Source organism: Pseudomonas sp. WOUb67 (assembly GCF_050058005.1).
Classification (GTDB): Bacteria; Pseudomonadota; Gammaproteobacteria; order Pseudomonadales; family Pseudomonadaceae; genus Aquipseudomonas; species Aquipseudomonas putida_R.
Genome location: NZ_CP170112.1, coordinates 1,559,424 through 1,580,867 on the forward strand (window position 1 = coordinate 1,559,424; position 21,444 = coordinate 1,580,867).

19 protein-coding genes are annotated in these 21,444 nt (G+C 63.9%); 6 read left to right on the forward strand and 13 right to left on the reverse strand.

Annotation, left to right across the window (positions count from 1 at the left end; translation table 11 throughout):
• Window positions 1–13: 13 nt before the first annotated feature.
• From pgi to dksA, 10 genes are all read right to left on the reverse strand, one after another.
• Window positions 14–1,678 (reverse strand): glucose-6-phosphate isomerase, encoded by a 1,665-nt coding sequence (gene pgi, locus ABOC32_RS06965; protein ID WP_426810532.1) that lies wholly within the window; start codon window positions 1,676–1,678, stop codon window positions 14–16.
• A 244-nt stretch (window positions 1,679–1,922) separates the two neighbouring features.
• Window positions 1,923–2,786 carry a pantoate--beta-alanine ligase gene (gene panC / locus ABOC32_RS06970; protein ID WP_426810533.1) on the reverse strand — a complete coding sequence of 288 codons (864 nt, stop codon included), beginning with the start codon at window positions 2,784–2,786 and terminating at the stop codon, window positions 1,923–1,925.
• Entirely contained in the window at window positions 2,783–3,583 is an 801-nt protein-coding gene (panB, locus tag ABOC32_RS06975) for a 3-methyl-2-oxobutanoate hydroxymethyltransferase (RefSeq protein ID WP_426810534.1), read from the reverse strand. Before panB ends, panC begins: the two co-directional genes overlap by 4 nt.
• A gap of 262 nt (window positions 3,584–3,845) precedes the next feature.
• Window positions 3,846–4,325 (reverse strand): 2-amino-4-hydroxy-6-hydroxymethyldihydropteridine diphosphokinase, encoded by a 480-nt coding sequence (folK, locus tag ABOC32_RS06980; RefSeq protein ID WP_426810535.1) that lies wholly within the window; start codon window positions 4,323–4,325, stop codon window positions 3,846–3,848.
• A complete protein-coding gene (locus ABOC32_RS06985) occupies window positions 4,322–5,710 on the reverse strand; it encodes a polynucleotide adenylyltransferase PcnB (RefSeq protein WP_234229031.1) in 1,389 nt (462 codons plus the stop codon). The genes folK and ABOC32_RS06985 overlap by 4 nt, the downstream gene beginning before the upstream one ends.
• A gap of 991 nt (window positions 5,711–6,701) precedes the next feature.
• A complete protein-coding gene (locus tag ABOC32_RS06990) occupies window positions 6,702–8,144 on the reverse strand; it encodes a sigma-54-dependent transcriptional regulator (protein ID WP_426810536.1) in 1,443 nt (480 codons plus the stop codon).
• A 4-nt stretch (window positions 8,145–8,148) separates the two neighbouring features.
• Window positions 8,149–11,124: a sensor histidine kinase gene (locus ABOC32_RS06995; RefSeq protein ID WP_426810537.1), complete on the reverse strand. Its 2,976-nt coding sequence runs from the start codon at window positions 11,122–11,124 to the stop codon at window positions 8,149–8,151.
• Window positions 11,108–11,284, reverse strand: a complete 177-nt coding sequence (locus tag ABOC32_RS07000; RefSeq protein ID WP_003250005.1) for a hypothetical protein — start codon at window positions 11,282–11,284, stop codon at window positions 11,108–11,110. The genes ABOC32_RS06995 and ABOC32_RS07000 overlap by 17 nt, the downstream gene beginning before the upstream one ends.
• A gap of 245 nt (window positions 11,285–11,529) precedes the next feature.
• Window positions 11,530–12,417 (reverse strand): tRNA glutamyl-Q(34) synthetase GluQRS, encoded by an 888-nt coding sequence (gene gluQRS, locus ABOC32_RS07005; protein WP_426811575.1) that lies wholly within the window; start codon window positions 12,415–12,417, stop codon window positions 11,530–11,532.
• 63 nt (window positions 12,418–12,480) lie between these two features.
• The gene (gene dksA, locus ABOC32_RS07010; protein ID WP_016501618.1) at window positions 12,481–12,927 is read right to left on the reverse strand and encodes an RNA polymerase-binding protein DksA; all 447 of its coding nucleotides are present in this window, start codon (window positions 12,925–12,927) and stop codon (window positions 12,481–12,483) included.
• 210 nt (window positions 12,928–13,137) lie between these two features.
• Here dksA and ABOC32_RS07015 point away from each other — a divergent pair, with 210 nt between their 5' ends.
• The gene (locus tag ABOC32_RS07015) at window positions 13,138–14,310 is read left to right on the forward strand and encodes a pyridoxal phosphate-dependent aminotransferase (protein WP_426810538.1); all 1,173 of its coding nucleotides are present in this window, start codon (window positions 13,138–13,140) and stop codon (window positions 14,308–14,310) included.
• Window positions 14,310–15,023 carry a DNA/RNA nuclease SfsA gene (gene sfsA, locus ABOC32_RS07020; RefSeq protein ID WP_426810539.1) on the forward strand — a complete coding sequence of 238 codons (714 nt, stop codon included), beginning with the start codon at window positions 14,310–14,312 and terminating at the stop codon, window positions 15,021–15,023. The genes ABOC32_RS07015 and sfsA overlap by 1 nt, the downstream gene beginning before the upstream one ends.
• On the opposite strand, the gene ABOC32_RS07025 is transcribed toward sfsA, so the two are convergent.
• Window positions 15,013–15,330: a Rieske (2Fe-2S) protein gene (locus tag ABOC32_RS07025; RefSeq protein WP_086974313.1), complete on the reverse strand. Its 318-nt coding sequence runs from the start codon at window positions 15,328–15,330 to the stop codon at window positions 15,013–15,015. The genes sfsA and ABOC32_RS07025 overlap by 11 nt on opposite strands.
• A 148-nt stretch (window positions 15,331–15,478) precedes the next feature.
• Between ABOC32_RS07025 and ABOC32_RS07030 the strand changes: the two genes are divergently transcribed.
• From ABOC32_RS07030 to ABOC32_RS07045, 4 genes are read left to right on the forward strand one after another with little or no spacing between them, the layout of a single operon-like run.
• Window positions 15,479–16,363 (forward strand): heme/hemin ABC transporter substrate-binding protein, encoded by an 885-nt coding sequence (locus ABOC32_RS07030; RefSeq protein WP_426810540.1) that lies wholly within the window; start codon window positions 15,479–15,481, stop codon window positions 16,361–16,363.
• Window positions 16,364–16,413: 50 nt separating this feature from the next.
• Window positions 16,414–17,397, forward strand: coding sequence for a FecCD family ABC transporter permease (locus ABOC32_RS07035; protein WP_426811576.1), 984 nt, complete (start codon window positions 16,414–16,416; stop codon window positions 17,395–17,397).
• Entirely contained in the window at window positions 17,397–18,164 is a 768-nt protein-coding gene (locus ABOC32_RS07040) for a heme ABC transporter ATP-binding protein (RefSeq protein WP_426810541.1), read from the forward strand. The genes ABOC32_RS07035 and ABOC32_RS07040 overlap by 1 nt, the downstream gene beginning before the upstream one ends.
• 12 nt (window positions 18,165–18,176) lie before the next feature.
• The gene (locus tag ABOC32_RS07045; protein WP_426810542.1) at window positions 18,177–19,061 is read left to right on the forward strand and encodes a ChaN family lipoprotein; all 885 of its coding nucleotides are present in this window, start codon (window positions 18,177–18,179) and stop codon (window positions 19,059–19,061) included.
• A 208-nt stretch (window positions 19,062–19,269) separates the two neighbouring features.
• Here ABOC32_RS07045 and ABOC32_RS07050 read toward each other — a convergent pair whose 3' ends face one another.
• Together ABOC32_RS07050 and ABOC32_RS07055 are read right to left on the reverse strand one after the other, a co-directional pair.
• Window positions 19,270–19,548, reverse strand: coding sequence for a TfoX/Sxy family protein (locus ABOC32_RS07050; RefSeq protein WP_016489141.1), 279 nt, complete (start codon window positions 19,546–19,548; stop codon window positions 19,270–19,272).
• A gap of 248 nt (window positions 19,549–19,796) precedes the next feature.
• Window positions 19,797–21,359, reverse strand: a complete 1,563-nt coding sequence (locus ABOC32_RS07055; protein WP_426810543.1) for an AAA family ATPase — start codon at window positions 21,357–21,359, stop codon at window positions 19,797–19,799.
• Between the last annotated feature and the right edge of the window lie 85 nt (window positions 21,360–21,444).

The following is a 21,444-nucleotide window of genomic DNA, read 5'->3' on the forward strand; positions in this document are numbered from 1 at the left end:
TACAGGCTTCAGGTCAACCGCGGTGACGGCCGCGGAAGTAGTTGATCAGGCCCTGGGTAGAGCCGTCTTCGGCGCTGTCTTCCAGGGTGCCGACCAGGCGTTGGTAAACACCCTTGCCCAGCTCTTTGCCCAGTTCCACGCCCCACTGGTCAAAGGCGTTGATACCCCAGATCACGCTCTGCACGAACACTTTGTGCTCGTACATTGCCACCAGTGCGCCCAGGCGGCGTGGGCTGATGCGCTCCACTACCAGGGTGTTGCTCGGGCGGTTGCCCGGGATCACCTTGTGCGGGGCCAGCTTGGCGATGTCCGCTTCGTTCAGGCCTTTGCTGCGCAGTTCGGCCTCGGCTTCTTCGCGGGTCTTGCCCTGCATCAGCGCCTGGCTCTGCGACAGGCAGTTGGCGTACAACCACTGGTGGTGGTCGGCCACCGGGTTGAAGCTCACCACCGGTACGATGAAGTCGGCCGGAATCAGCTGGGTGCCTTGGTGCAACAGCTGATGATAGGCGTGCTGGCCGTTACAGCCGACCCCGCCCCAGATCACCGGGCCGGTATCGATCTTCACCGGGGTGCCGTCCTGCAGCACGCTCTTGCCGTTGGACTCCATGTCCAGCTGCTGCAAGTGCTTGGTGATGTTGCGCAGGTAGTGGTCGTACGGCAGGATCGCGTGGCTGTTCGCGCCCCAGAAGTTGCCATACCACACACCCAGCAGGGCCAGCAGCACCGGCATGTTCTTGTCGAACGGCGCGGTCTGGAAGTGCTGGTCCATGGTGTGGGCACCTGACAGCAGTTCCTTGAAGTTGGCTGTGCCGATGGCCAGGGCGATTGGCAGGCCGATGGCCGACCACAGCGAATAGCGCCCACCCACCCAGTCCCACATCGGGAAGATGTTCTCTTCGCGAATACCAAAGGCCACGGCGGCGGCCTTGTTGCTGGAAACCGCGATGAAATGGCGGTAAAGCTCGGCTTCCGAACCGCCCTGGGCCAGGTACCAGGTGCGCGCGGCCATGGCGTTCTTCAGGGTCTCGAGGGTGTTGAACGACTTCGACGAGACGATGAACAGCGTGGTTTCGGCGCGCAGGTTGGCCGACAGCTCGTGGAACTCACTGCCGTCGATGTTCGCCAGGTAGTGGCAGCGTACGCCACGCTGGGCGTAGGGCAGCAGCGCTTCGGAAACCAGCTCGGGGCCAAGGAACGAGCCGCCGATGCCAATGTTGACCACGTCGGTGATCGGCTTTTCGCTGTATCCGCGCCACAGGCCGTCGTGGATGCGCCCGACCAGTTCGGTGATCTGGTTGAGTACCTTGTGTACTTCCGGCATGACGTTCACGCCGTTGACGCTGAGCTTGTCGCCCACGGGCCGGCGCAGGGCGGTGTGCAGCACCGGGCGGCCTTCGGAGGCATTGATGATTTCGCCGGCGAACATCGATTTGATGGCGTCTTGCAGGCCCACTTCGTTGGCCAGGTTGACCAGCAGCTCGCGGCTTTGTTCGGTAATCAGGTTTTTCGAGTAGTCGAGGAACAGGCCGCAGCAGCTCAGGGAGAACTGGTCGAAGCGTTGGGCATCGGCGGCGAAGGCTTCGCGCATGCTGAAGCCTTGCATGGCGTCGCGGTGTTGCTGAAGCGCCTGCCAGGCGGGCAGGGCCGTCACATCGTGGGGAGTACGGTAATACGCCATTGCGCGGGGTTCCCTTGGTGCGTGGTGATGCCTTGGACACGGCAGTCATTGCCGGGTTCAGGCAGGCATCATTATAGGCAAAGGCCACGCGCTGGGAATGGGTATGGCACGGTGATTTCTGAGGTGGCTGAATCGTGTTCCTGTAGGAGCAGCCTTGCGCTGCGAAGAGACCGTGGGCGGCCATAAAGTAGCCGTTTGCCGCACTGGCCCCTTCGCAGCGCAAGGCTGCTCCTACAGTTGCTGCTTACGCGGTCTTTTCTTCCACGTGCAGGTAAAGGTTGTCGATCAACCGCGTGTTACCCAGGTAAGCCGCCGCAATCACCACCAAATCGCGATCATCGATCATTGCCGGGCGCAGGCTCACGGCATGGCGCACTTCCAGATAATCCGGACGGAAACCCGCTGCGCTCAACTGCGTCTGGCCGTCGGCGACCAGCGCGGCAAAGTCGCGCTGGCCATGAGCGATGGCAGCCGCAATGTGCTGCAACGTGCGGTACAGCACTGGCGCGGTCGCACGCTGTTCCGGCGTGAGGTAGCCATTGCGCGACGACAGCGCCAGGCCATCTTCGGCGCGCACAGTGGGCTCGCCAATGATCTGCACCGGCATGTTCAGGTCGCGCACCATGGCGCGGATCACCGCCAGCTGCTGGAAGTCCTTTTCACCGAACACGGCAAGGTCAGGCTGGACCATGTTGAACAGCTTGCTGACCACGGTGGCCACGCCTTCGAAATGCCCGGGCCGGCTAGCGCCGCACAGGCCTTCGGAAAGGTGGGGCACGCTGACGCGGGTTTGCACGCTCATGCCGTCGGGGTACATCTCTTCGGCGCTGGGCGCGAACAGCAGGTTGCAGCCGGCCTGCAGCAGGCGCTCCTGGTCGGCGGCCAGGGTGCGCGGGTACTTGTCGAGGTCTTCGTTGGCGCCGAACTGCAGCGGGTTGACGAAGATGCTGGCCACCACGAAATCGGCGCGCTGCGCAGCCTTGGTCACCAGGGCCGCGTGGCCGCTGTGCAGGTTGCCCATGGTCGGCACGAAGGCGATGCGCTTGCCTTCACCGCGGGCGCGGGCGACGGCGGCGCGCAATTCGCGGACGGTCTTGACTGTATTCATGCACTGAACCCGTGTTCGCTACCAGGGAAGCTGACTTGCTTGACCGCCTCGACGTAAGCGACGAGGGCGCTCTGGATATCCGGCTGGCCTTGCATGAAGTTCTTCACGAACTTCGGTACCCGGCCGCTCAGCGACAGGCCGAGCATGTCGTGCAGCACCAGTACCTGGCCATCGGTGGCGCTGCCGGCGCCAATGCCGATCACCGGAATGCCCACGGCATTGGTGATTTCAGCGGCAAGTTCACTGGGCACGCATTCGAGCAGCAGCATGGCTGCACCGGCCTGTTCGAGGGCGATGGCGTCAGCGCGCATCTGCCGGGCCTGGGCTTCCTGGCGGCCTTGCACCTTGTAGCCGCCCAGCACGTTGACGGTCTGCGGGGTCAGGCCCATGTGCGCGCACACCGGCACGCCGCGCTCGGCCAGCAGGCGGATGGTTTCGGCCAGCCAGGCGGCGCCTTCGATCTTGACCATGTGGGCGCCGGCCTGCATCAGCGTGGCGCTGTTGGCAAAGGCAAGCTCTGGGGTGGCGTGCGCCATGAACGGCAGGTCGGCGAGGATCAGCGCGCCGTCGTTGCCGCGTTTGACGCTGGCGGTGTGGTAGGCCATGTCCGCCGTGGTAACTGGCAGGGTGCTGTCGTGGCCCTGCAGGACCATCCCCAGCGAGTCGCCCACCAGCAACACTTCAATGCCGGCCTGGCTGGCGGCCTTGGCGAAGGTCGCGTCGTAGCAGGTCAGCATGGTGATTTTTTCACCCTTGGCCTTGAGGCCATTGAGGGTGGTAAGGGTTACTTCAGGCATGTAGGAAAATCCTCGTTCAGGCGCTGTAAAAAACGACTGCATTCAACGCGTGTAGTCATCTTCCGGAGCGGCACATCATCGCGCGTGATGTTCGGGCACAGGTCCGTCCGGGCCTAAATACGGGTATGCGGCACTTTGGTGCCACACGGGACGCCTATAGTCGTGAGCGAGGTGGGGGAAGTCAATCACCCTGTTACCGCATTGTTACGATCAGGGTGTTACTGGCGTTACCGTGCCGGCGGGCAAGGCTGGAACGCCCGGTTTACAGGCGTTCAAGGCCGACGAATGGGCACTCGTCGAGCAATTGCGCAAGGGCGCGGCCATCGGCCAGATGGAAATCTTCCGGTACCAGTTCGGCCAGTGGGTACAGCACGAAAGGCCGGGCATGCATGTGGTAATGCGGCACTTTCAGGCGTGGCTCGTCGAGTACCTGGTCACCGAACAGCAGGATGTCCAGGTCCAGCGTGCGCGGGCCCCAGCGCTCCTTGCGCACGCGGCCCTGGCCGTTCTCGATGGCTTGCAGCGCATCGAGCAGCGCCAGTGGCGGCAGTGCGGTGTCCAGGGCGGCGACAGCGTTGGTGTAACGCGGTTGGCCAGGTAGCAGCGAATCGCTGGTGTACAGGGCGGAAGCCGCCACCAGGCGCGTCTCCTCGAGCTGGTCCAGCGCCTGCAAGGCACTGCGCAGTTGCTCGGCAGGTGCGTCCAGGTTGCTGCCCAGGCCGACGTAGGCGCGAGTCTTCACTCGGACGCCTCGTCACCACCGCGCTTGCGTTTGCTGGCGCTGCGTTTGCGTTTGCGCGGGCCGGCACCGGTGCCTTCGTCACGGCTGCCCAGCTCGCGGATCATCTCGCGGCGCTCGCTGTCGTTGGCATCCTGATAGTCGGTCCACCACTGGCCGAGATCGTCGGTTTCTTCCCCGGCGCTTTCACGCAGCAGCAGGAAGTCGTAACCGGCGCGGAAGCGTGGGTTGTCCAGCAGCAGGTCGGCGCGTTTGCCGCTGCGCCGTGGCAGGCGCTCCTGCATGTCCCAGATCTCGCGGATCGGCAGGGTGAAGCGCTTGGGAATGGCGATGCGCGCGCATTGCTCGGCGATCAGGTCGTGTGCCGCTCCGTTCATGGCCGGGATCGGCGGCACGCCCTGGTTCTGCAGGTGCAGTACACGGGCCGGCAGGGCTGGCCACAGCAGCGCAGCGAACAGGAACGCCGGGGTTACCGGTTTGCCCTGCTTCACGCGCAAATCGGTGTTTTGCAACGCCTGGCTGATCAGTGTGTGGGCGTAGGTCGGGCGCTCGTCCAGGGCGTGTGCACTGGCCGGGAACAACGGCTCGAACAGCTGCAGGTCGACCAGCATTTCAAAGGCGATGGCGCCTTGGCCGGAGAGGAACAGCTTGAGGCATTCCTCGAACAGGCGTGCCGGCGGGATCTCGCGCAGCAGCGGGGCCAGTTCGCGGATCGGCTGGACGGTGTGCTTCTCGATACCGAAGTCCAGCTTGGCGGCGAAACGCACCGCGCGCAGCATGCGCACCGGGTCTTCCTGGTAGCGGTGGGTCGGGTCGCCGATCAGCCGCAGCAGGCGGTTGCGCACATCGTGCACGCCGTTGGCGTAATCGAGAATGCGCTCGCTGACCGGATCGTAGTACAGGGCATTGATGGTGAAGTCGCGACGTTGCGCGTCTTCTTCCAGGGTGCCGTATACGTTGTCACGCAGGATGCGGCCACTGGAATTGTGCGACGAACGGTGGCTGTCGCCCCCGTCGTCTTCCGAGTGGGGCGCGCGGAAGGTGGCAACTTCGATGATCTCACGGCCGAAATGCACGTGGACCAGCTTGAAGCGGCGACCAATGATGCGCGCGTTACGGAACTCGGCACGGACCTGCTCGGGGGTGGCGCTGGTGGCGACGTCGAAGTCCTTCGGCGTGATGCCCAGCATCAGGTCGCGGACACAGCCACCGACCAGGTAAGCCTGGTAACCGGCGCTCTGCAGGCGTTCCACGATGTTCACCGCGTGGCGGCTGAACTGGTGGCGCTGCAGCGAGTGCTGGCTCTTGTTGATCACCTCAGGCGTGGTGCGCCTGTGGTGCGGGCCCGGTACGGGCGGGCGGAAAGACTGGAACAGCTTCTTCAGCATGGGATGCACTGTGTGAAGGAATGTTCGGCCAAGAATAGGAGAATGGCCGCATGATGGGCGGGGATTCTAGCATTTACTCGGGGAATGGTGTAGGCGGGTAGCAGGATGCCTGCCAGAAGGGTAGAAACGACAAGGGGAGCCTAAGCTCCCCAAGAAGTCGTTGCGTGCTCTTATTGTTTTTTTGCCGGGCTTTTTGTTTTTGTTGAGTGCCCTGTCCACAAATCTCGAAGCTTGTGGACGACCCCCAATCCAGGGGTTAAGAGCAAACGGATTGCTTTGGCCGCTGATGTCACGTTGATCTGTCGATCCAACCAGTTCAGGCGCTGCTTTTTAGTGCAGTTTTTGTTGTTCTCTGCCTGGTCGTGGGGCAAGCCCCAAACACGCATCCTCTCCAAAAGAATCAGTTAGCTGCGCCTCCGCCGTCTTGTTTTTATTGTGCGTGAGCCGTTTCGTCTTGTTCTTATTTTAGGTTGCAGTGCTTGTTATTGTTTTTGTACTAAGCATATAGCAGGTGCCGTGCCAACTTTTGCAAAGCCAGTAAAATCAAGGGGTTGAGGGTTTATGGCAGTTTTCACGACGGCCAAAATGTCGCAATTTCGTTACCTTACGCCTCGGGAACTGTTACGGCGGAAAGGTTGGGTAACAGATTTTTGCGGGAACTGATGTGTTACCTGGGGTGTGCGCAAGGCCAGATGTGTTCGCCACAACCCATTCAGCGCCTATGAGATCGAGCGCCGCCCGCGCGGCGCTTCGCGGCGCAAGGCCGCTCCTACATCTGTTTCGGGCCAGTTATGCCTGTGCCATTGGCGCGCGTACCCTTTGGCGCACGACGCGATATCGAAGGGGACAGACAAAGGGGCGCGCGCCAATGGATCAGAATTGATTGGCCCGAAACAGATGTAGGAGCGGCCTTGCGCCGCGAAGCGCCGCGCGGGCGGCGCTCGATCTCACCGGTGCCGCAAATGCTGCGGCGTACGGTGGGCAGGCTGAGTTATTCGCTGGTAGCGTTGCTCTTGCGCCGTGGGATGCCCAGGCGCTGACGGCGTTCCCACAGGCACTTGCGGCTGACGCCTAGCTTGCGTGCCAGTTCGGTCTCGGTCATGTGGTCCTGGTGCTCGAGCACGAAGTGCTGGAAGTAGTCTTCCAGCGATAGGTCCTCGGTCGGCTCGTGGCTGGCATTGGCAGCACTGGCCACCACCAGGGCGTTGTTGAGGATCTCGTCCTCCTCTAGGTCGCTCAGCTCGATGTCGATGCCCAGCAGCTCGGCAGAAATTTCTGCGCTCTCGCTGAGGATCACCGCGCGCTCCACGGCGTTTTCCAGTTCACGCACGTTACCCGGCCAGCTGTAGTGACGAATGGCCTGCTCGGCTTCGGCCGAGAAGTGCAGGTCGTCGCGGCCGATGCGCGCGCTCTGGCGGGCGAGAAAGGCGCTGGCGATCTCGTTGACGTCGCTGCCGCGCTCGCGCAGGGCAGGCAGTTTCAGGGCGATCACGTGCAGGCGGTAGTAAAGGTCTTCGCGGAACTGGCCGGCCTTGGCCAGGTTCTTCAGGTCGCGGTGGGTCGCGGCGATCAGGCGCACATCGACCTTTTGCGACTGCACCGAACCCACCCGGCGAATCTCGCCTTCCTGCAGCACACGCAGCAGGCGGGCCTGGGCTTCCAGCGGCAGTTCGCCGATTTCGTCGAGGAACAGCGTGCCGCCGTCGGCGGCTTCCACCAGGCCCGCACGCCCGGCGCTGGCGCCAGTGAACGCGCCTTTCTCGTGACCGAACAGTTCGGACTCGATCAGTGTCTCGGGGATGGCGGCGCAGTTCACCGAGATCATCGGTGCCTTGGCCCGGCGCGACAGGTTGTGCAGGGCGCGGGCCACCAGCTCTTTACCGGTACCCGACTCGCCCTGGATCAGCACGTTCGAGTCGGTAGGCGCCACCTTGCGGATCTTGCTGTACATGTCCTGCATCGGCGGGCACGAGCCGATGATGCCGATTTCGCCATTGGCCGCAGCCGCGCTGCCTTTTTCGGCCGGGGCGGCCTTGCCATTGGTGGCGCGTGGCTCGGCAGCCGGTGCGGCGGCCGGGGCGTTCTGCCGGTCGCGCAGGATGCGCGCCACGGCCTGCAGCATCTCGTCGTGGTCGAAAGGCTTGGCGATGTAGTCCACCGCGCCCATTTTCATCGAGTCCACCGCCGAGCGCAGGCTGGCGTAGCTGGTCATGATCAGCACCGGGGTGCCCTGGCCGAGCTTGATCAGCTCGGTGCCGGGCGCGCCAGGCAGGCGCAGGTCGCTGACAATCAGGTCGAAGGTGGCAATGCTGAAGCGTTCCTGGGCTTCCTGCACCGAGCCGGCTTCGCTGACCTGGTACTGGTTCCGTTCGAGCAGGCGACGCAAGGCCGAGCGGATGATGGTTTCGTCTTCGACGATCAGAATGTGCGGCATTGATTCAATTCTCTCGACGGTCTCGAATTTCAGGGGACGTCGCTACGACATGCCGGGGCAGGGTCACGCGGATCCGGGTGCCACGTTGCCGTTCGATATCGGCCGGGCTGTCGATGGTGATTTGCCCATAATGCTCTTCCACGATGGAATAGACCAGAGCGAGCCCCAGTCCGGTTCCCTCGCCCGGGTCCTTGGTGGTGAAGAAGGGTTCGAACAGGCGGTCCATGATGTTCTTCGGTATCCCGCTGCCCTCGTCCTCGACGATCAGGTCGACGGTGTGCTCGCTCGCTTCGCTGCGCACGCGCACGGCGCTGCCAGGCGGTGAGGCGTCGCGGGCGTTGGAGAGCAGGTTGATCAGCACCTGGGCCAGGCGCTGCGGGTCCCCTTCGGCCCAGTGGTCCGGGTTGCAGAGGTTGAAGAACTGTACTTCGAAATTGCGCCGGTTCAACGCCAGCAGACCGATGGCGTCCTGCGCCACTTCGGCCAGGCACACCGGCTCTTCGCTGTTCTGGTGGCTGCCGCCGGCATGGGCGAAGCTCATCAACGACTGGACGATGCGCGACACACGCTTGGTCTGTTCGAGGATCTGGCTGGACAGCTCGATGATTTCGCCATCGCCTTCGCGTTCTTCGCGCAGGTTCTGCGCCAGGCAGGCGATGCCGGTAATCGGGTTGCCGATTTCGTGGGCCACGCCGGCGGCCAGGCGGCCGATGCTGGCCAGGCGCTCGGAGTGCACCAGCTTGTCTTCCAGTGCCTGGGTTTCGGTAAGGTCTTCCACCAGCAGTACCAGGCCGCTGTTACCGGGTGCCAGTGGTTCGTCGATGGCCGCCTTGTGCAGGTTCAGCCAGCGCGGCTGGCCGTCCAGCGCCAGGCGTTGCTTGTGCAGGTGCTCGTCAGGCACGTTGATGAAGCCCTGCAGCAGGCCGCGCCATGGCTCGGCGATGGTGAGCAGGCGCGAACCGACCACGTGCTTGGCGGCAATGCCGGTGAGCTCTTCCATGGCCTTGTTCCACATCAGGATTTCCTGGTCCTTGGCCAGCGAGCAGACGCCCATGGGCAGCTCTTGCAGGGTCTGGCGGTGGTAGCGGCGCAGGGCGTCGAGTTCGGCGGCCAGGCCGGTCAGGCGCGAGTGGTAGTCTTCCAGGCGGCTTTCGATGAAATGGATGTCTTCGGTCACGTAGTTTTCGTTACCGGACTTGTACGGCAGGAAGGTCTCGACCATGTCCTGGGCCACGCTTGGCCCCATCAGGCCGGACAGGTTGGCCTCGATGCGGTCGCGCAGGCGGCGCAAGGCGTAGGGGCGGCGCTCGTCGAACGGCAGGTAGAGGTCACGCAGGGCCTGTTCCACTTCCTTTTGTGCGGCCTTGGCGCCCAGCGGCTTGGCCAGTTGGGTGGCGAACTCCTGCGGCGAGGCTGCATGCAGCTCGCGGCGCTGCGGGCGGCGCACGTTATCCACGGCGCAGGCTTCGGCCGCGCTGACTTCTTCTGTGCTGGCGTTGGTGAACAGCGAGATCAGGGTGAACAGCAGCACGTTGGCCGCCAGCGAGGCAATGGCCGCCATGTGCCAGCTGGTATCGTCCAGCACATAGATCATGTCCAGCAGCGGGATGTAGAAGCCCTGCAGGTTGCCCAGCAGCGGCAGCAACATGGTCACCATCCACACCAGGGTGCCGGCCAGCAGCCCTGCAATGAAGCCGCGGCGGTTGGCGGTGGGCCAGTACAACACCGACAGCACACCCGGCAGGAACTGCAGGGTGGCGACGAAGGCGACGATGCCCAGGTTGGCCAGGCTCTGGTGGTTGTTCTGGGTCAGGTAGAACATGAAACCGGCGGTGATGATGGCGACGATCAGCGCGCGGCGGGTCCACTTCAGCCAACGGTAGATATTGCCTTCGGCCGGTGGCTGGTACAGCGGCAGCACCAGGTGGTTGAGGGCCATGCCCGACAGCGCCAGGGTGGTGACGATGATCAGGCCGCTGGCGGCCGACAAGCCGCCGACGTAGGCCAGCAGTGCCAATGCTTCGTTGTTGGCGGCAATCCCCAGGCCCAGGGTGAAGTACTCGGGGTTGGTCGTGGCGCCAAGGCGCAGCCCGGCCCACAGCACCAGCGGCACGGCCAGGCTCATCAGCAGCAGGAACAGCGGCAGGCCCCAGCTGGCACTGACCAGCGAGCGCGGGTTGAGGTTTTCGGTGAAGGCCATGTGGTACATGTGCGGCATGACGATGGCCGAGGCGAAGAACACCAGCAGCAGGGTGCGCCACGGGCCTTCCTGCAGCGGGGTGTGCAGGGCGGCCAGGGCGGTCTGGTTCTGCAGCAGCCACACTTCCAGCTCGTGCGGGCCGCCGAATACGCCGTACAGGGCGTAAAGCCCGATGCCGCCCAGGGCCAGCAACTTGATCACCGACTCGAAGGCGATGGCAAACACCAGCCCTTCGTGTTTTTCACGCGTGGCGATGTGCCGCGAGCCGAAGAAGATGGTGAACAGGATGATCAGCGCACAGAAGGCGAAGGCTACCCTGGCCTTGACCGGCTCACCGGTGAGGATGCTGATGGAGTCGGCCACCGCCTGGATCTGCAACGCCAGCAACGGCAGCACGCCGATCAGCATGATGATGGTGGTCAATGCCCCGGCCCAGGTGCTACGGAAGCGGAACGCCAGCAGGTCGGCCAGCGATGACAGCTGGTAGGTGCGGGTGATCTTGAGGATCGGGTAGAGCAGTACCGGTGCCAGCAGGAACGCGCCGGACACCCCCAGGTAACAGGCAAGGAAGCCGTAACCGTACTGGTAGGCCAGGCCCACCGAGCCATAAAAAGCCCAGGCACTGGCGTACACGCCCAGCGACAGGGTGTAGGTGAGCGGGTGGCGAATGATCGAACGCGGGATCAACCCCCGTTCGCTGATCCAGGCCACGCCGAACAGCACCATGAGGTACCCGGCGCTGATCAGGATCATCTGGGTCAGGCTAAAGCTCATCGGCATCTCGTTGGCTCTGCAGGATGAAGGTGACGACGATCAGGATCAGCCAGAGCAGGTAAGGGCGATACCAGGCTCCGGTCGGTTCGATCCACCAGTCCATGATGGCCGGGGAGAACAGGTAGATCCCCACGACCAGAAGCAGGACCAAACGATAGATGTACATGCTGGCCTCGATGGTTGGGCGCTGCGGGCTTGGACTTATTATTGGCGCAAATGGCGGGGGGGATGCTAGCGGGAATCCATTGCGTTAGCCAAGGTTTTGAAAGTATTGGGCTTTTGTTTCTGAGAGTTTGTTTGCCTGTGCCGGCCTCTTCGCGGGTAAACCCGCTCCCACAGGGCCTTCATAGACTTCGAAGGCGGTGCCGTTCCTGTGGGAGCGGGTTTACCCGCGAAAGGGCCGGGCCTGCCTCAGCGCAAATCAGCCTCTGGCACCGTGGTCCGCTGCGCAATCGCCTCCGGGCGCCACTGCTTGCGGGCTATGGCCAACACTTCAGCCGGCGTAGCCAGCAGCAAGTCGGGGTCTGCTTCCTGCCCCAGCGCCCGCAATGCCCGCAACAGCAGCGGTGTAGCATGCTCCGCCTGCAGGGGTGGCGAACGGTACGATTTGCCCAGCTTGTGCCCATCCGGCTGCACGATCAGCGGAATATGCAGGTAGCGCGGCTGTGAGAACCCCAGCAACTCCTGCAGGTACAGCTGGCGCGGGGTGTTGTCGAGCAGGTCGGCGCCCCGCACGATGTCGGTAACACCCTGCCAGGCATCGTCCAGCACCACCGCCAGTTGGTACGCATACAGCCCGTCGCGGCGCTGGATGACGAAGTCGCCCACCTCACGCCCCAGGTGTTGCTGGTACTCGCCCTGTACCCGGTCGGTAAAGCGGTAGATCAGCTCTGGCACGCGCAAGCGGATCGCCGCACCTTCTCGGGCATGACCGGCGTTGCGGCACAAGCCTGGGTAGATGCCGTTGTAACCCTCCAGCTGCTTGCGCGAGCAGGTACAGGCATAGGCCAGGCCCAGGTTGAACAGGCGGTCGACGACTGCGGCATAGGCATCGTGCCGCTGGCTCTGGAACACGACCTCGCCGTCCCATTCCAGCCCGTAACGCTCCAGTGTTTGCAGGATCGCATCACGGGCCCCGGGCATTTCCCGGGGTGGGTCGGTGTCTTCCATGCGCAGCAGCCAGCGGCCGTTGACGGCACGGGCATCGAGCCAGGAGGCGAGGGCGGCAACCAGCGAGCCGAAGTGCAGGAAGCCGCTGGGGGTGGGGGCGAAGCGCCCGATGTAGCTGGAGTCGGTCATGGTCAGGCTGGGCATATAAATGAAACGGGGCGCATCAAGCGCCCCGTTCAGGTGGAAGAAAGATCAGCCTTTGCCGACCGTTTTTTCCTTTTTCTCGGCGATTTCCTTGCAGTCGAAGCACAGGTCGGCGGTCGGACGGGCTTCCAGACGGCGCAGGCCGATCTCGATACCGCACGATTCACACCAGCCGTAATCTTCGTCCTGGATCTTCTGCAGGGTCTTGTCGATTTTCTTGATCAGCTTGCGCTCCCGGTCACGGTTGCGCAGCTCCAGAGCAAATTCTTCTTCCTGACTGGCACGGTCGGCCGGGTCCGGGAAGTTCGCAGCTTCATCCTTCATGTGGTCTACGGTGCGATCCACACTCTGCATGAGCTCGCCTTTCCAGGCATTGAGAAGCTTGGTGAAGTGCTTCTTCATGGGCTCACCCATGTACTCTTCGCCCTTGGTCTCTTTATAGGGCTCGACACCGTACATGGTTTGACCGGTTTTTTGCTTTTCTACGGTGGACATGAATAGACCGCCTCTCACTCATCTGATCCAATGCGCAGGATGCTCCATCTCCGGCGACCGCCGGTCCTGCGACTGCGAGCCGCCGAACTTACCAGATAGATCGGGGGTGCGCTACCCCGCCCGATCCTGCTTGTTGACACCGGCGCGAGCCGTACGTTCGGTGGCGTGCAGAGGTAGAATCTCCAGTTTAGACCCAATTGAGAGAAGGTCATGGCCCACCCCTACAGTGCGCGCAGCCGCGCCATCGAACCCTTCCACGTCATGGCGCTGCTGGCTCGGGCCAACGAGCTGCAGGCGGCCGGGCACGACGTGATCCACCTGGAAATCGGCGAGCCGGACTTCACCACGGCCGCACCGATCGTCGCCGCCGGGCAGGCAGCGCTGGCTGCCGGGCACACCCGCTACACCGCCGCACGCGGCCTGCCGGCACTGCGTGAAGCGATTGCCGGCTTCTATGAACAGCGTTATGGCCTGAATATCGACCCGGAGCGCATCCTTATTACCCCGGGTGGCTCGGGTGCGCTGCTGCTGGCCAGCAGCCTGCTGGTCGACCCGGGCAAGCACTGGCTGCTGGCCGACCCGGGTTACCCGTGCAACCGCCACTTCCTGCGCCTGGTCGAGGGCGGGGCGCAGCTGGTGCCGGTGGGCCCGGAGGTGAATTACCAACTGACCGCCGACCTGGTCGAGCGTTACTGGGACCAGGACACCGTCGGTGCCCTGGTCGCTTCGCCGGCCAACCCGACGGGCACCGTGCTGGGGCGCGAGGAGTTGGCCAGCCTTGCCAAGGCCACCCATGAGCGACATGGCCACCTGGTGGTGGACGAGATCTACCATGGCCTCACCTATGGCGTGGACGCGCCAAGTGTGCTGGAAGTCGACGACTCGGCGTTCGTCCTGAATAGTTTTTCCAAGTATTACGGCATGACCGGTTGGCGCCTTGGCTGGCTGGTAGCCCCACCCGGCGCGGTGGCTGACCTGGAGAAGCTGGCGCAGAACCTGTACATCAGTGCACCGAGCATGGCCCAGCATGCTGCGCTGGCATGCTTCCAGCCCGAGAGCCTGGCCATTTTCGAAGAACGTCGGGCCGAGTTCGCCCGCCGTCGCGACTATCTGTTGCCCGCCCTGCGCGAATTGGGCTTCCGCATTGCCGTCGAGCCGCAGGGGGCGTTCTACCTGTATGCCGACATCAGTGCCTTTGGCGGTGATGCGTTTGCCTTCTGCCGGCACTTCCTGGAAACCGAGCACGTGGCCTTTACCCCGGGCCTGGACTTTGGCCGCCACCTGGCCGGGCAACATGTGCGCTTTGCCTACACCCAGAGCCTGCCGCGCCTGGAAGAGGCGGTGCAGCGCATTGCCCGCGGCCTGCGGAGCTGGCAAGGCTGATGCGTTTCTCTCCTTCACTTGAACAGGGCCGCCTGCTGCGCCGTTACAAGCGCTTTCTGGCGGATATCGAACTGGCCAGCGGCGAACAGCTGACCATTCACTGCCCGAACACTGGCTCCATGCTCAACTGCATGCGTGAAGGCGGGCAGGTGTGGTTCAGCCGCTCCAACGACCCCAAGCGCAAGCTGCCGGGCACCTGGGAAATCAGTGAAACCCCGCAGGGGCGGCTGGCCTGTGTGAACACCGGGCGGGCCAATGCGCTGGTCGAAGAGGCGCTGCGGGCCGGGGCCATCGCCGAACTGGCCGGTTTCACCGCGCTAAAGCGCGAGGTCGCATACGGTGAGGAAAGCAGCCGCATCGACTTTCGTCTGGAGTTCGACGGTGCCCCAGCGTATGTCGAGGTCAAGAGCGTGACCTTGGGCTACCCCGACAGCACAGTGGCCGCCTTCCCCGATGCAGTGACCCAGCGTGGTGCCAAGCACCTGCGGGAGCTGGCGAAGCTGGCCCGGCAAGGTGTGCGGGCGGTGCAACTGTACTGCGTGAACCTGACGGGAATCGACGCCGTGCGCCCTGCCGAGGAAATCGACGCAGCCTATGCCCAGGCCCTGCGTGCTGCAGTGGCGGACGGGGTAGAGGTGCTGGCCTACGGCACCCGACTGGACGCCGAAGGCATTGTGATTGATCGCCGCCTGCCGGTACTGCTTACACCGTGAGCCAGATGCCCTGGCTGTCTTCGTGACAGCCTTGGGCCTGCAATTGCTCACCCTCGCAGGGCCCCGCCACGCACTCGCCGCTTTCAATCAGGAACAGCGCACCATGGTGGGCGCAGTGGATGAGGCTGGCGCTATCATCGAGAAATGCATCTTGCGCCCAGTTCAGCGGGATGCCCCGGTGCGGGCAACGGTTGCGGTAGAGGTACACCTGGCCATGGCGGCGCACGCCGAACAGTTCGAGGCCGTCTACGCTGAAGGCGCGGCTTTGGCCTTCGGCCAGAGCGTGGGAGGTACAAAGGAAGTGCATGGCAAGGACGACTCAAGAAACAGATGATGACTTGACGCTTCAATGCGAATAATTATCAAATTGCTCGCATTCGCTGCGCCTGGCTACCTATGGTGCGCAGTTCTGCCGCCCGCCACAAGGCGCGCGGCTCGCCTTCAGAAGGAACCCGATGATGCGCCGTCCAGTCGCCTTGCTCGCCCTGTGCGCAAGCCTTGTGCTCTCCTCCCAGGCCCTGGCGGCCGAGTTGCCGCAGCGCTGGGTCAGCGCGGGTGGTGCCCTGAGCGAGTGGATCACCGCACTGGGCGGTGAAGCGCGGCTGGTCGGTGTGGACACCACCAGCCAACACCCGGCATCGCTGAAATCATTGCCCAGCGTGGGCTACCAGCGGCAGTTGTCGGCTGAAGGCATTCTCAGCCTGCGCCCGGATGTACTGGTGGGCACCGAGGAAATGGGCCCGCCGCCGGTACTGGCGCAAATCCGCAAAGCCGGCGTGCAGGTCGAGCTGTTCTCCAGCAAGGCCGAACTGGCGGCGGTGGATCAAAACCTCAAGCATCTGGGGCAGTTGCTCGGCGCAGAGCAGCAAGCTTCAGCGTTGGCGGCGGGTTACCACCAGCAGCTTGAGGCTGTGCAGGCCAAGGTCAAGCAGGCTCAGGCCGGGCAGAAGGCACCTGGGGTGTTGCTACTGGTCGGCCATGCCGGGGCCAAGCCGCTGATCGCCGGGCAGGGCACTGCGGGTGACTGGCTGCTGGGCCAGGCAGGCGGGCGTAACCTGGCTGAGCATCAGGGCTACAAGAACTTCTCCAACGAAGCCTTGGCGGCGCTGGACCCGGATGTGATCGTGTTTTCCGACCGGGCGCTGGCCGATGAGCAGGCCTTGCAGGCGCTGTTGAAAGAAAACCCCGCGCTGGCGGCCTCGCGGGCTGTGCGCGAGAAACGCCTGGTGTCACTGGACCCGACACTGCTGGTGGGCGGGCTCGGCCCCCGCCTGCCATCGACCTTGCAGTCGCTGGCAGCCACCTTCTACCCGGCAGCCCAGGCCAGCTTCGCGCAATGAAACAGCGGGTCCAGCCACGTACGTTGTTCATTTGCCTGAGCCTGCTGTGCCTGTTGGCGGTCTGGCTGTCGCTGGCCCTGGGGCCGGTCAGCCTGCCGTTGTTCGACACCCTGCGTGCCGGCTTGCGCCTGTTGGGGCTGCCGATTGCGGCTGACGGCCTGCAGCAGGCCGAGATGATCCTGGGCCAGATCCGCCTGCCGCGTACCCTGCTGGGGCTGGCGGTGGGCGCGGTGCTGGCGCTGTCCGGCGTGGCCATGCAGGGGCTGTTCCGCAACCCGCTGGCCGACCCGGGGCTGGTGGGGGTTGCCGCCGGGGCGGCGATGGGGGCTGCGGTCGCCATTGTCGGTGGTGCCTGGTTTGGCGGCATGCCGGAGGCTTTCGCGCCGTATCTGCTGTCGTTCTGCGCGTTTGTCGGGGGGCTAGGGGTAACCGCGCTGGTCTACCGCCTGGGCCGGCGCGATGGCCAGACCAACGTCGCCACGATGCTGCTGGCGGGCGTGGCCATGACTGCGCTGGGTGGTGCGGCCGTGGGGCTGTTCTCTTACCTGGCCGACGACGCCACCCTGCGCACGCTGACGTTCTGGAACCTTGGTAGCCTGAACGGTGCCAGCTACGACCGGCTGTGGCCATTGCTGCTGGTGGCTGCGGGGGTGGCGGTGTGGTTGCCACGTCGGGCCAAGGCGCTGAATGCCCTGTTGCTGGGGGAGTCGGAGGCGCGCCACCTGGGCGTTGACGTGGAGCGGCTCAAGCGCGAGCTGGTGTTATGCACGGCGCTGGGCGTGGGTGCGGCCGTGGCTGCTGCGGGGCTGATCGGTTTCATCGGCCTGGTGGTGCCGCACCTGGTGCGCCTGCTGGCCGGGCCTGATCACCGCGTGGTGCTACCCGCCTCGTTGCTGGCGGGGGGCGTGCTGATGCTGTTCGCCGACCTGGCGGCGCGGCTGCTGCTGGCACCTGCCGAGTTGCCGATTGGTATTGTCACGGCCTTTATCGGTGCGCCGTTCTTTCTGTTCCTGCTGATACGAGGGCGCAGCTGATGTTGCAAGTCGAAGGCCTGCACCTGCGGCGGGGAAGCAATGAGGTGCTGCACGACATCAATCTGCAACTGAGCCCGGGGCAGGTGGTGGGCGTGCTAGGCCCCAACGGTGCCGGCAAGAGCAGCCTGCTGGGTGTGTTGTGTGGCGAGTTGGCGCCCGACCGTGGGCGGGTCACGCTGCAGGGCCGCCCCTTGACCGATTGGCCTGGACAGGAGCGGGCCAGGCGCCTGGCCGTATTGCCACAAGTATCCAGCCTGGGTTTCTCGTTCCGGGTCGAAGAAGTGGTGGGCATGGGGCGTATGCCTCATGGCTCCGGGCAGCGGCGCGATGCGGAAATTGTCGAAGCGGCGTTGCAGGCGGCGGATGCCTGGCACCTGCTGGAGCGCAGTTATCTGGCGCTATCCGGTGGCGAGCGGCAGCGGGTGCACCTGGCCCGCGTGCTGGCGCAGCTATGGCCAGGTGAAGAGGGCGCCACGCTGCTGCTGGACGAACCGACCTCGATGCTCGACCCACTGCACCAGCACACCACCCTGGAATCCGTGCGCCGCTTTGCCGACCGCGGCGCTGCGGTGCTGGTGATCCTGCATGACCTGAACCTGGCAGCGCGCTACTGTGACCGTATCCTGTTGCTGGAGCAGGGGCGCAGCCATGCGTTTGCCTCGCCTGAAGAGGTGCTGACACCCGCGGCGTTGCGGGCGGTGTACGGCATCGATGTATTGGTGCAGGCGCACCCGGAGCGTGGGCATCCGCTGATCATCGCCCGCTAGGAGGCATTGCCGATGCGTCATCCGCTGCTGTCCGGTTTCTCGCTTTGCCTGATGTTGTCACTGGGTGGCTGCCAGGCCAGCCTGCCGCCGCTGCCCCCTTGGCAGAGCAGTGAGGGGCGTACGCATGCCGAGTTGGGGCACATCATCGACCTTGCCAGCGGGCAAGTGGTCAGCCCTGAGCAACTGGTGCAGCGCCTGGCAGGCGCCCCCCGTGTGCTGGTGGGCGAAAAACACGACAACCCGGACCATCATGCGCTGCAACTTTGGCTGCTGCGCGCACTGCAAGCCCAGCGTGCCCAAGGCAGCCTCCTGCTGGAAATGCTGCAGCCCGAACAGCAACCGCTGGTCGACAAGGTTCAGGGGCAGCCCATACCGGCAGACTTGCCCAAGGCGCTGGCCTGGCAGGACGGTTGGGATTGGCAGCTGTATGGGCCGATAGTGCGTGAGGCCTTGCAGCAGCGAGTGCCACTGCTGTCGGCCAACCTGTCGCCTGGGGAGATGCGCCAAGCCTATCGACAACCCGCCTCGTTGACGGGCGAAAAGTCCAATGCGCCGGCGGTAAAGGCTGCCTTGCTGGAGCAGGTACGCGCCGGGCATTGCGGGATGCTGCCGGAAAGCCAGTTGCCGGCGATGCTGGCCGTGCAGCAGCAGCGCGACCGGCGCATGGCCGAGCGTTTGCTGCAGGCGCCGCAGCCGGCGCTGCTGTTTGCCGGGGCCTATCACGTGCGCAAGGACCTGGGCATACCCTTGCACCTGGCTGATCTGGGGGCGACGGGGGAGAGCAAGGTATTGTTGCTGGCCGAGGTGGGCGAGCAGGTTGAGCCAGGCGAGGCTGATTACGTGTGGTACACGGCGGCGATGCCGGACCAGGATTACTGCGCGCAGTTTCGCCAGTAGTGTGACCGTTGGCAGGGCCAAGCCAGGCGGCACAAAAAGCACAGGCAAAAAAAGACCCGGCAAAGAGCCGGGTCAATAACCGTGATTAGCCTGATGAGGAGATAATCTGAGAGTCCGAACCAGGGGCTCTTAGCTTATCCAACCAGTCTCGCGACCAGTTGTGATAATCATAACGATTCTCATTTCGTAGTCAATCCCCTTCCCACGATTATTTTGGATTTTTTTGCGTAGGGTTTTTCGCGTCCAGTTGTTGATTGAGCGCTTCTTTGCGCTCGAGCGGCAGATCGTTCCAGTGCATGTCCAGCAGTGCGCCTTCAATGGCGTATAACAGCACCTTGGAAGCGCGGAACCCTCGTGTCTTTACGGCCTGGTATGCACCCACCGCACCCAGGCGCCGCAGATCCGATGCGCTGTGGATGCCCGCGGCATGCAGCCACTGCGCAGAGGTCTTGCCAAGGTTCTTCAGGTGCTGCAATTCATCGTTCATCGAGCCTCCTTGCGATGGCTGAACGTGGATTGGAGGATAAATCGCGAGCAGGTCAGAGAGGAGTGTAGCGGGGGTTAAGAAATGCGCGGCCTTTTGCCATCGGGGTGACGAGATGGCTTGAGGAGCATGTGCTGGCCTCTTCGCGGGTAAACCCGCTCCCACAAGGTCCTATGCAAGCCTCAAGGCTGGCGTATTACCTGTGGGAGCGGCTTTAGCCGCGAAGAGGCCGGTACAGGAAAACGGCGAACTTAGAGCCCAGGCAAACGCTGGCGAATCTGCTCAATCACCTGGTTCATGCTGCCAGCGTCCTGGGTATCGACCCGGGTGCTCTGCACCAGCTCCTGCGCATCCAGCGCCTCACGGCTGGCCTGCTGGGCCTTGACCACGTCCAGGGTGGCATCCGACGGGTCGCTGTTTTCGGCCTGACGCTGCTCCAGCCAGCTGGCGATCACTGCCTCTGGTGCATGGCAGTCGAGGATCAGGAACGGTACACCGGTCTGGCTGGCAACGTCTGCCGCAGCCTGACGCTGTTCATGCTTGAGGTAGGTGGCATCCAGCACCACCGGGAAGCCGGCGCGCAAAACGGTTGCTGCAACGTCGTGCAGACGCTGGTACGTGGCGGCACTGGCATCCTGGCCATAGATGCCGGTAGTCAGTTGGCCGGCATTGTCTTGCGGCTGTTCGCCGAACAGGCGCTTGCGCTCGACATCGGAGCGCACCCGAATGGCGCCCAAGGCCTCGACCAGACGCATTGCCACGTGGCTCTTGCCTACTGCCGAGACGCCATGGGTGATGGCCAGCAGCCGCGAAGGGATGGCGCTGTAGCTCTCCGCCAGGTTGGCGTAGTTGCGGTAGGTGCGCAGGGTAGTGGCCCGTTGCACGCCATCGGCATTGGCCGGCATGCTGAACAGCGCGACCTTGGCCCGTACCAGGGCGCGATAGGCTTTGTAGAAGTTGAGCACTTCCAGGCCTTCATAATCGCCGGTCAGCTCCAGGTACTGGCTGATGAAACGCCGTGCCAGGCACTTGAGGCCGCGATCTTCCAGGTCCATGGCGAGGAAGCCGGTGTCGGCCCAGACGTCGGTCATGCGGAACGGTTCGTTGAACTCGATGCAGTCGAAGATCACCACCTTGCCGTCGATCAGGGTGGCGTTGCCCAGGTGGATGTCGCCATGACACTCGCGGGTGAAGCCATTGGCCTTGCGCGAGGCGAACAGGCCTTGCAGGCGCTCGAAGCTGCTGCGCGCCCACGCCTGCAGGTTGTCCAGTTGCAGCAGGTCGGCCTTGTCGCTGAGGAATGGGCGGATCTGCTCGAAGTTCTGCTCGACCGGGGCCATGACGCTTTCCGGCGAACCGTAGGGCTGCTCGGCGGATACCTTGGGGGTTTGCAGGTGGAACTCGGCGATCTGCCGGGCCATCTGGTCGATGTGCGCGGCATTCAGTTCGCCATTGGCCTGCAGGGTGCTGAGCATCTGCTCCTGGGGGAACTGGCGCATCTTCAGCGCGTACTCGATGGCCTCGCCGTCGCCACCGATCTGTGGCGCTTCGACGCTACCGGTGAGCGGCAGCACTTCCAGGTACAGGCCGTCGGTCAGGCGCTGGTTCAGGCGCAACTCTTCGTTACAGAAATGCTGGCGCTGGCCCAGTTCGGTGAAGTCGAGGAAGCCGAAGTTCATCGGTTTCTTGATCTTGTAGGCGTACTCGCCGGTGAGCAGCACCCAGGAGATATGCGTCTCGATGAGCTGGAACCCATCCACGGGGTGGGGGTACAGGGCTGGGTTCTGCAATGCAGTGATAAGTGCTTGGCTCACGGGAAATCCTTCCGGGGGCAGGGAATTCGAATGCGCCATTATGGTCAATGGTGCCGTCCCTGCCTACCGCTGGGCCGCCTGCCCA

Bases quoted from the DNA above. Each gene is read 5' to 3' on its own strand.
- pgi (WP_426810532.1), bottom strand. From the start codon at position 1,678: ATGGCGTATTACCGTACTCCCCACGATGTGACGGCCCTGCCCGCCTGG.
- panC (WP_426810533.1), bottom strand. From the start codon at position 2,786: ATGAATACAGTCAAGACCGTCCGCGAATTGCGCGCCGCCGTCGCCCGC.
- panB (WP_426810534.1), bottom strand. From the start codon at position 3,583: ATGCCTGAAGTAACCCTTACCACCCTCAATGGCCTCAAGGCCAAGGGT.
- ABOC32_RS06985 (WP_234229031.1), bottom strand. From the start codon at position 5,710: ATGCTGAAGAAGCTGTTCCAGTCTTTCCGCCCGCCCGTACCGGGCCCG.
- ABOC32_RS06990 (WP_426810536.1), bottom strand. From the start codon at position 8,144: ATGCCGCACATTCTGATCGTCGAAGACGAAACCATCATCCGCTCGGCC.
- ABOC32_RS06995 (WP_426810537.1), bottom strand. From the start codon at position 11,124: ATGCCGATGAGCTTTAGCCTGACCCAGATGATCCTGATCAGCGCCGGG.
- ABOC32_RS07000 (WP_003250005.1), bottom strand. From the start codon at position 11,284: ATGTACATCTATCGTTTGGTCCTGCTTCTGGTCGTGGGGATCTACCTG.
- gluQRS (WP_426811575.1), bottom strand. From the start codon at position 12,417: ATGACCGACTCCAGCTACATCGGGCGCTTCGCCCCCACCCCCAGCGGC.
- dksA (WP_016501618.1), bottom strand. From the start codon at position 12,927: ATGTCCACCGTAGAAAAGCAAAAAACCGGTCAAACCATGTACGGTGTC.
- ABOC32_RS07015 (WP_426810538.1), top strand. From the start codon at position 13,138: ATGGCCCACCCCTACAGTGCGCGCAGCCGCGCCATCGAACCCTTCCAC.
- sfsA (WP_426810539.1), top strand. From the start codon at position 14,310: ATGCGTTTCTCTCCTTCACTTGAACAGGGCCGCCTGCTGCGCCGTTAC.
- ABOC32_RS07025 (WP_086974313.1), bottom strand. From the start codon at position 15,330: ATGCACTTCCTTTGTACCTCCCACGCTCTGGCCGAAGGCCAAAGCCGC.
- ABOC32_RS07030 (WP_426810540.1), top strand. From the start codon at position 15,479: ATGATGCGCCGTCCAGTCGCCTTGCTCGCCCTGTGCGCAAGCCTTGTG.
- ABOC32_RS07040 (WP_426810541.1), top strand. From the start codon at position 17,397: ATGTTGCAAGTCGAAGGCCTGCACCTGCGGCGGGGAAGCAATGAGGTG.
- ABOC32_RS07045 (WP_426810542.1), top strand. From the start codon at position 18,177: ATGCGTCATCCGCTGCTGTCCGGTTTCTCGCTTTGCCTGATGTTGTCA.
- ABOC32_RS07050 (WP_016489141.1), bottom strand. From the start codon at position 19,548: ATGAACGATGAATTGCAGCACCTGAAGAACCTTGGCAAGACCTCTGCG.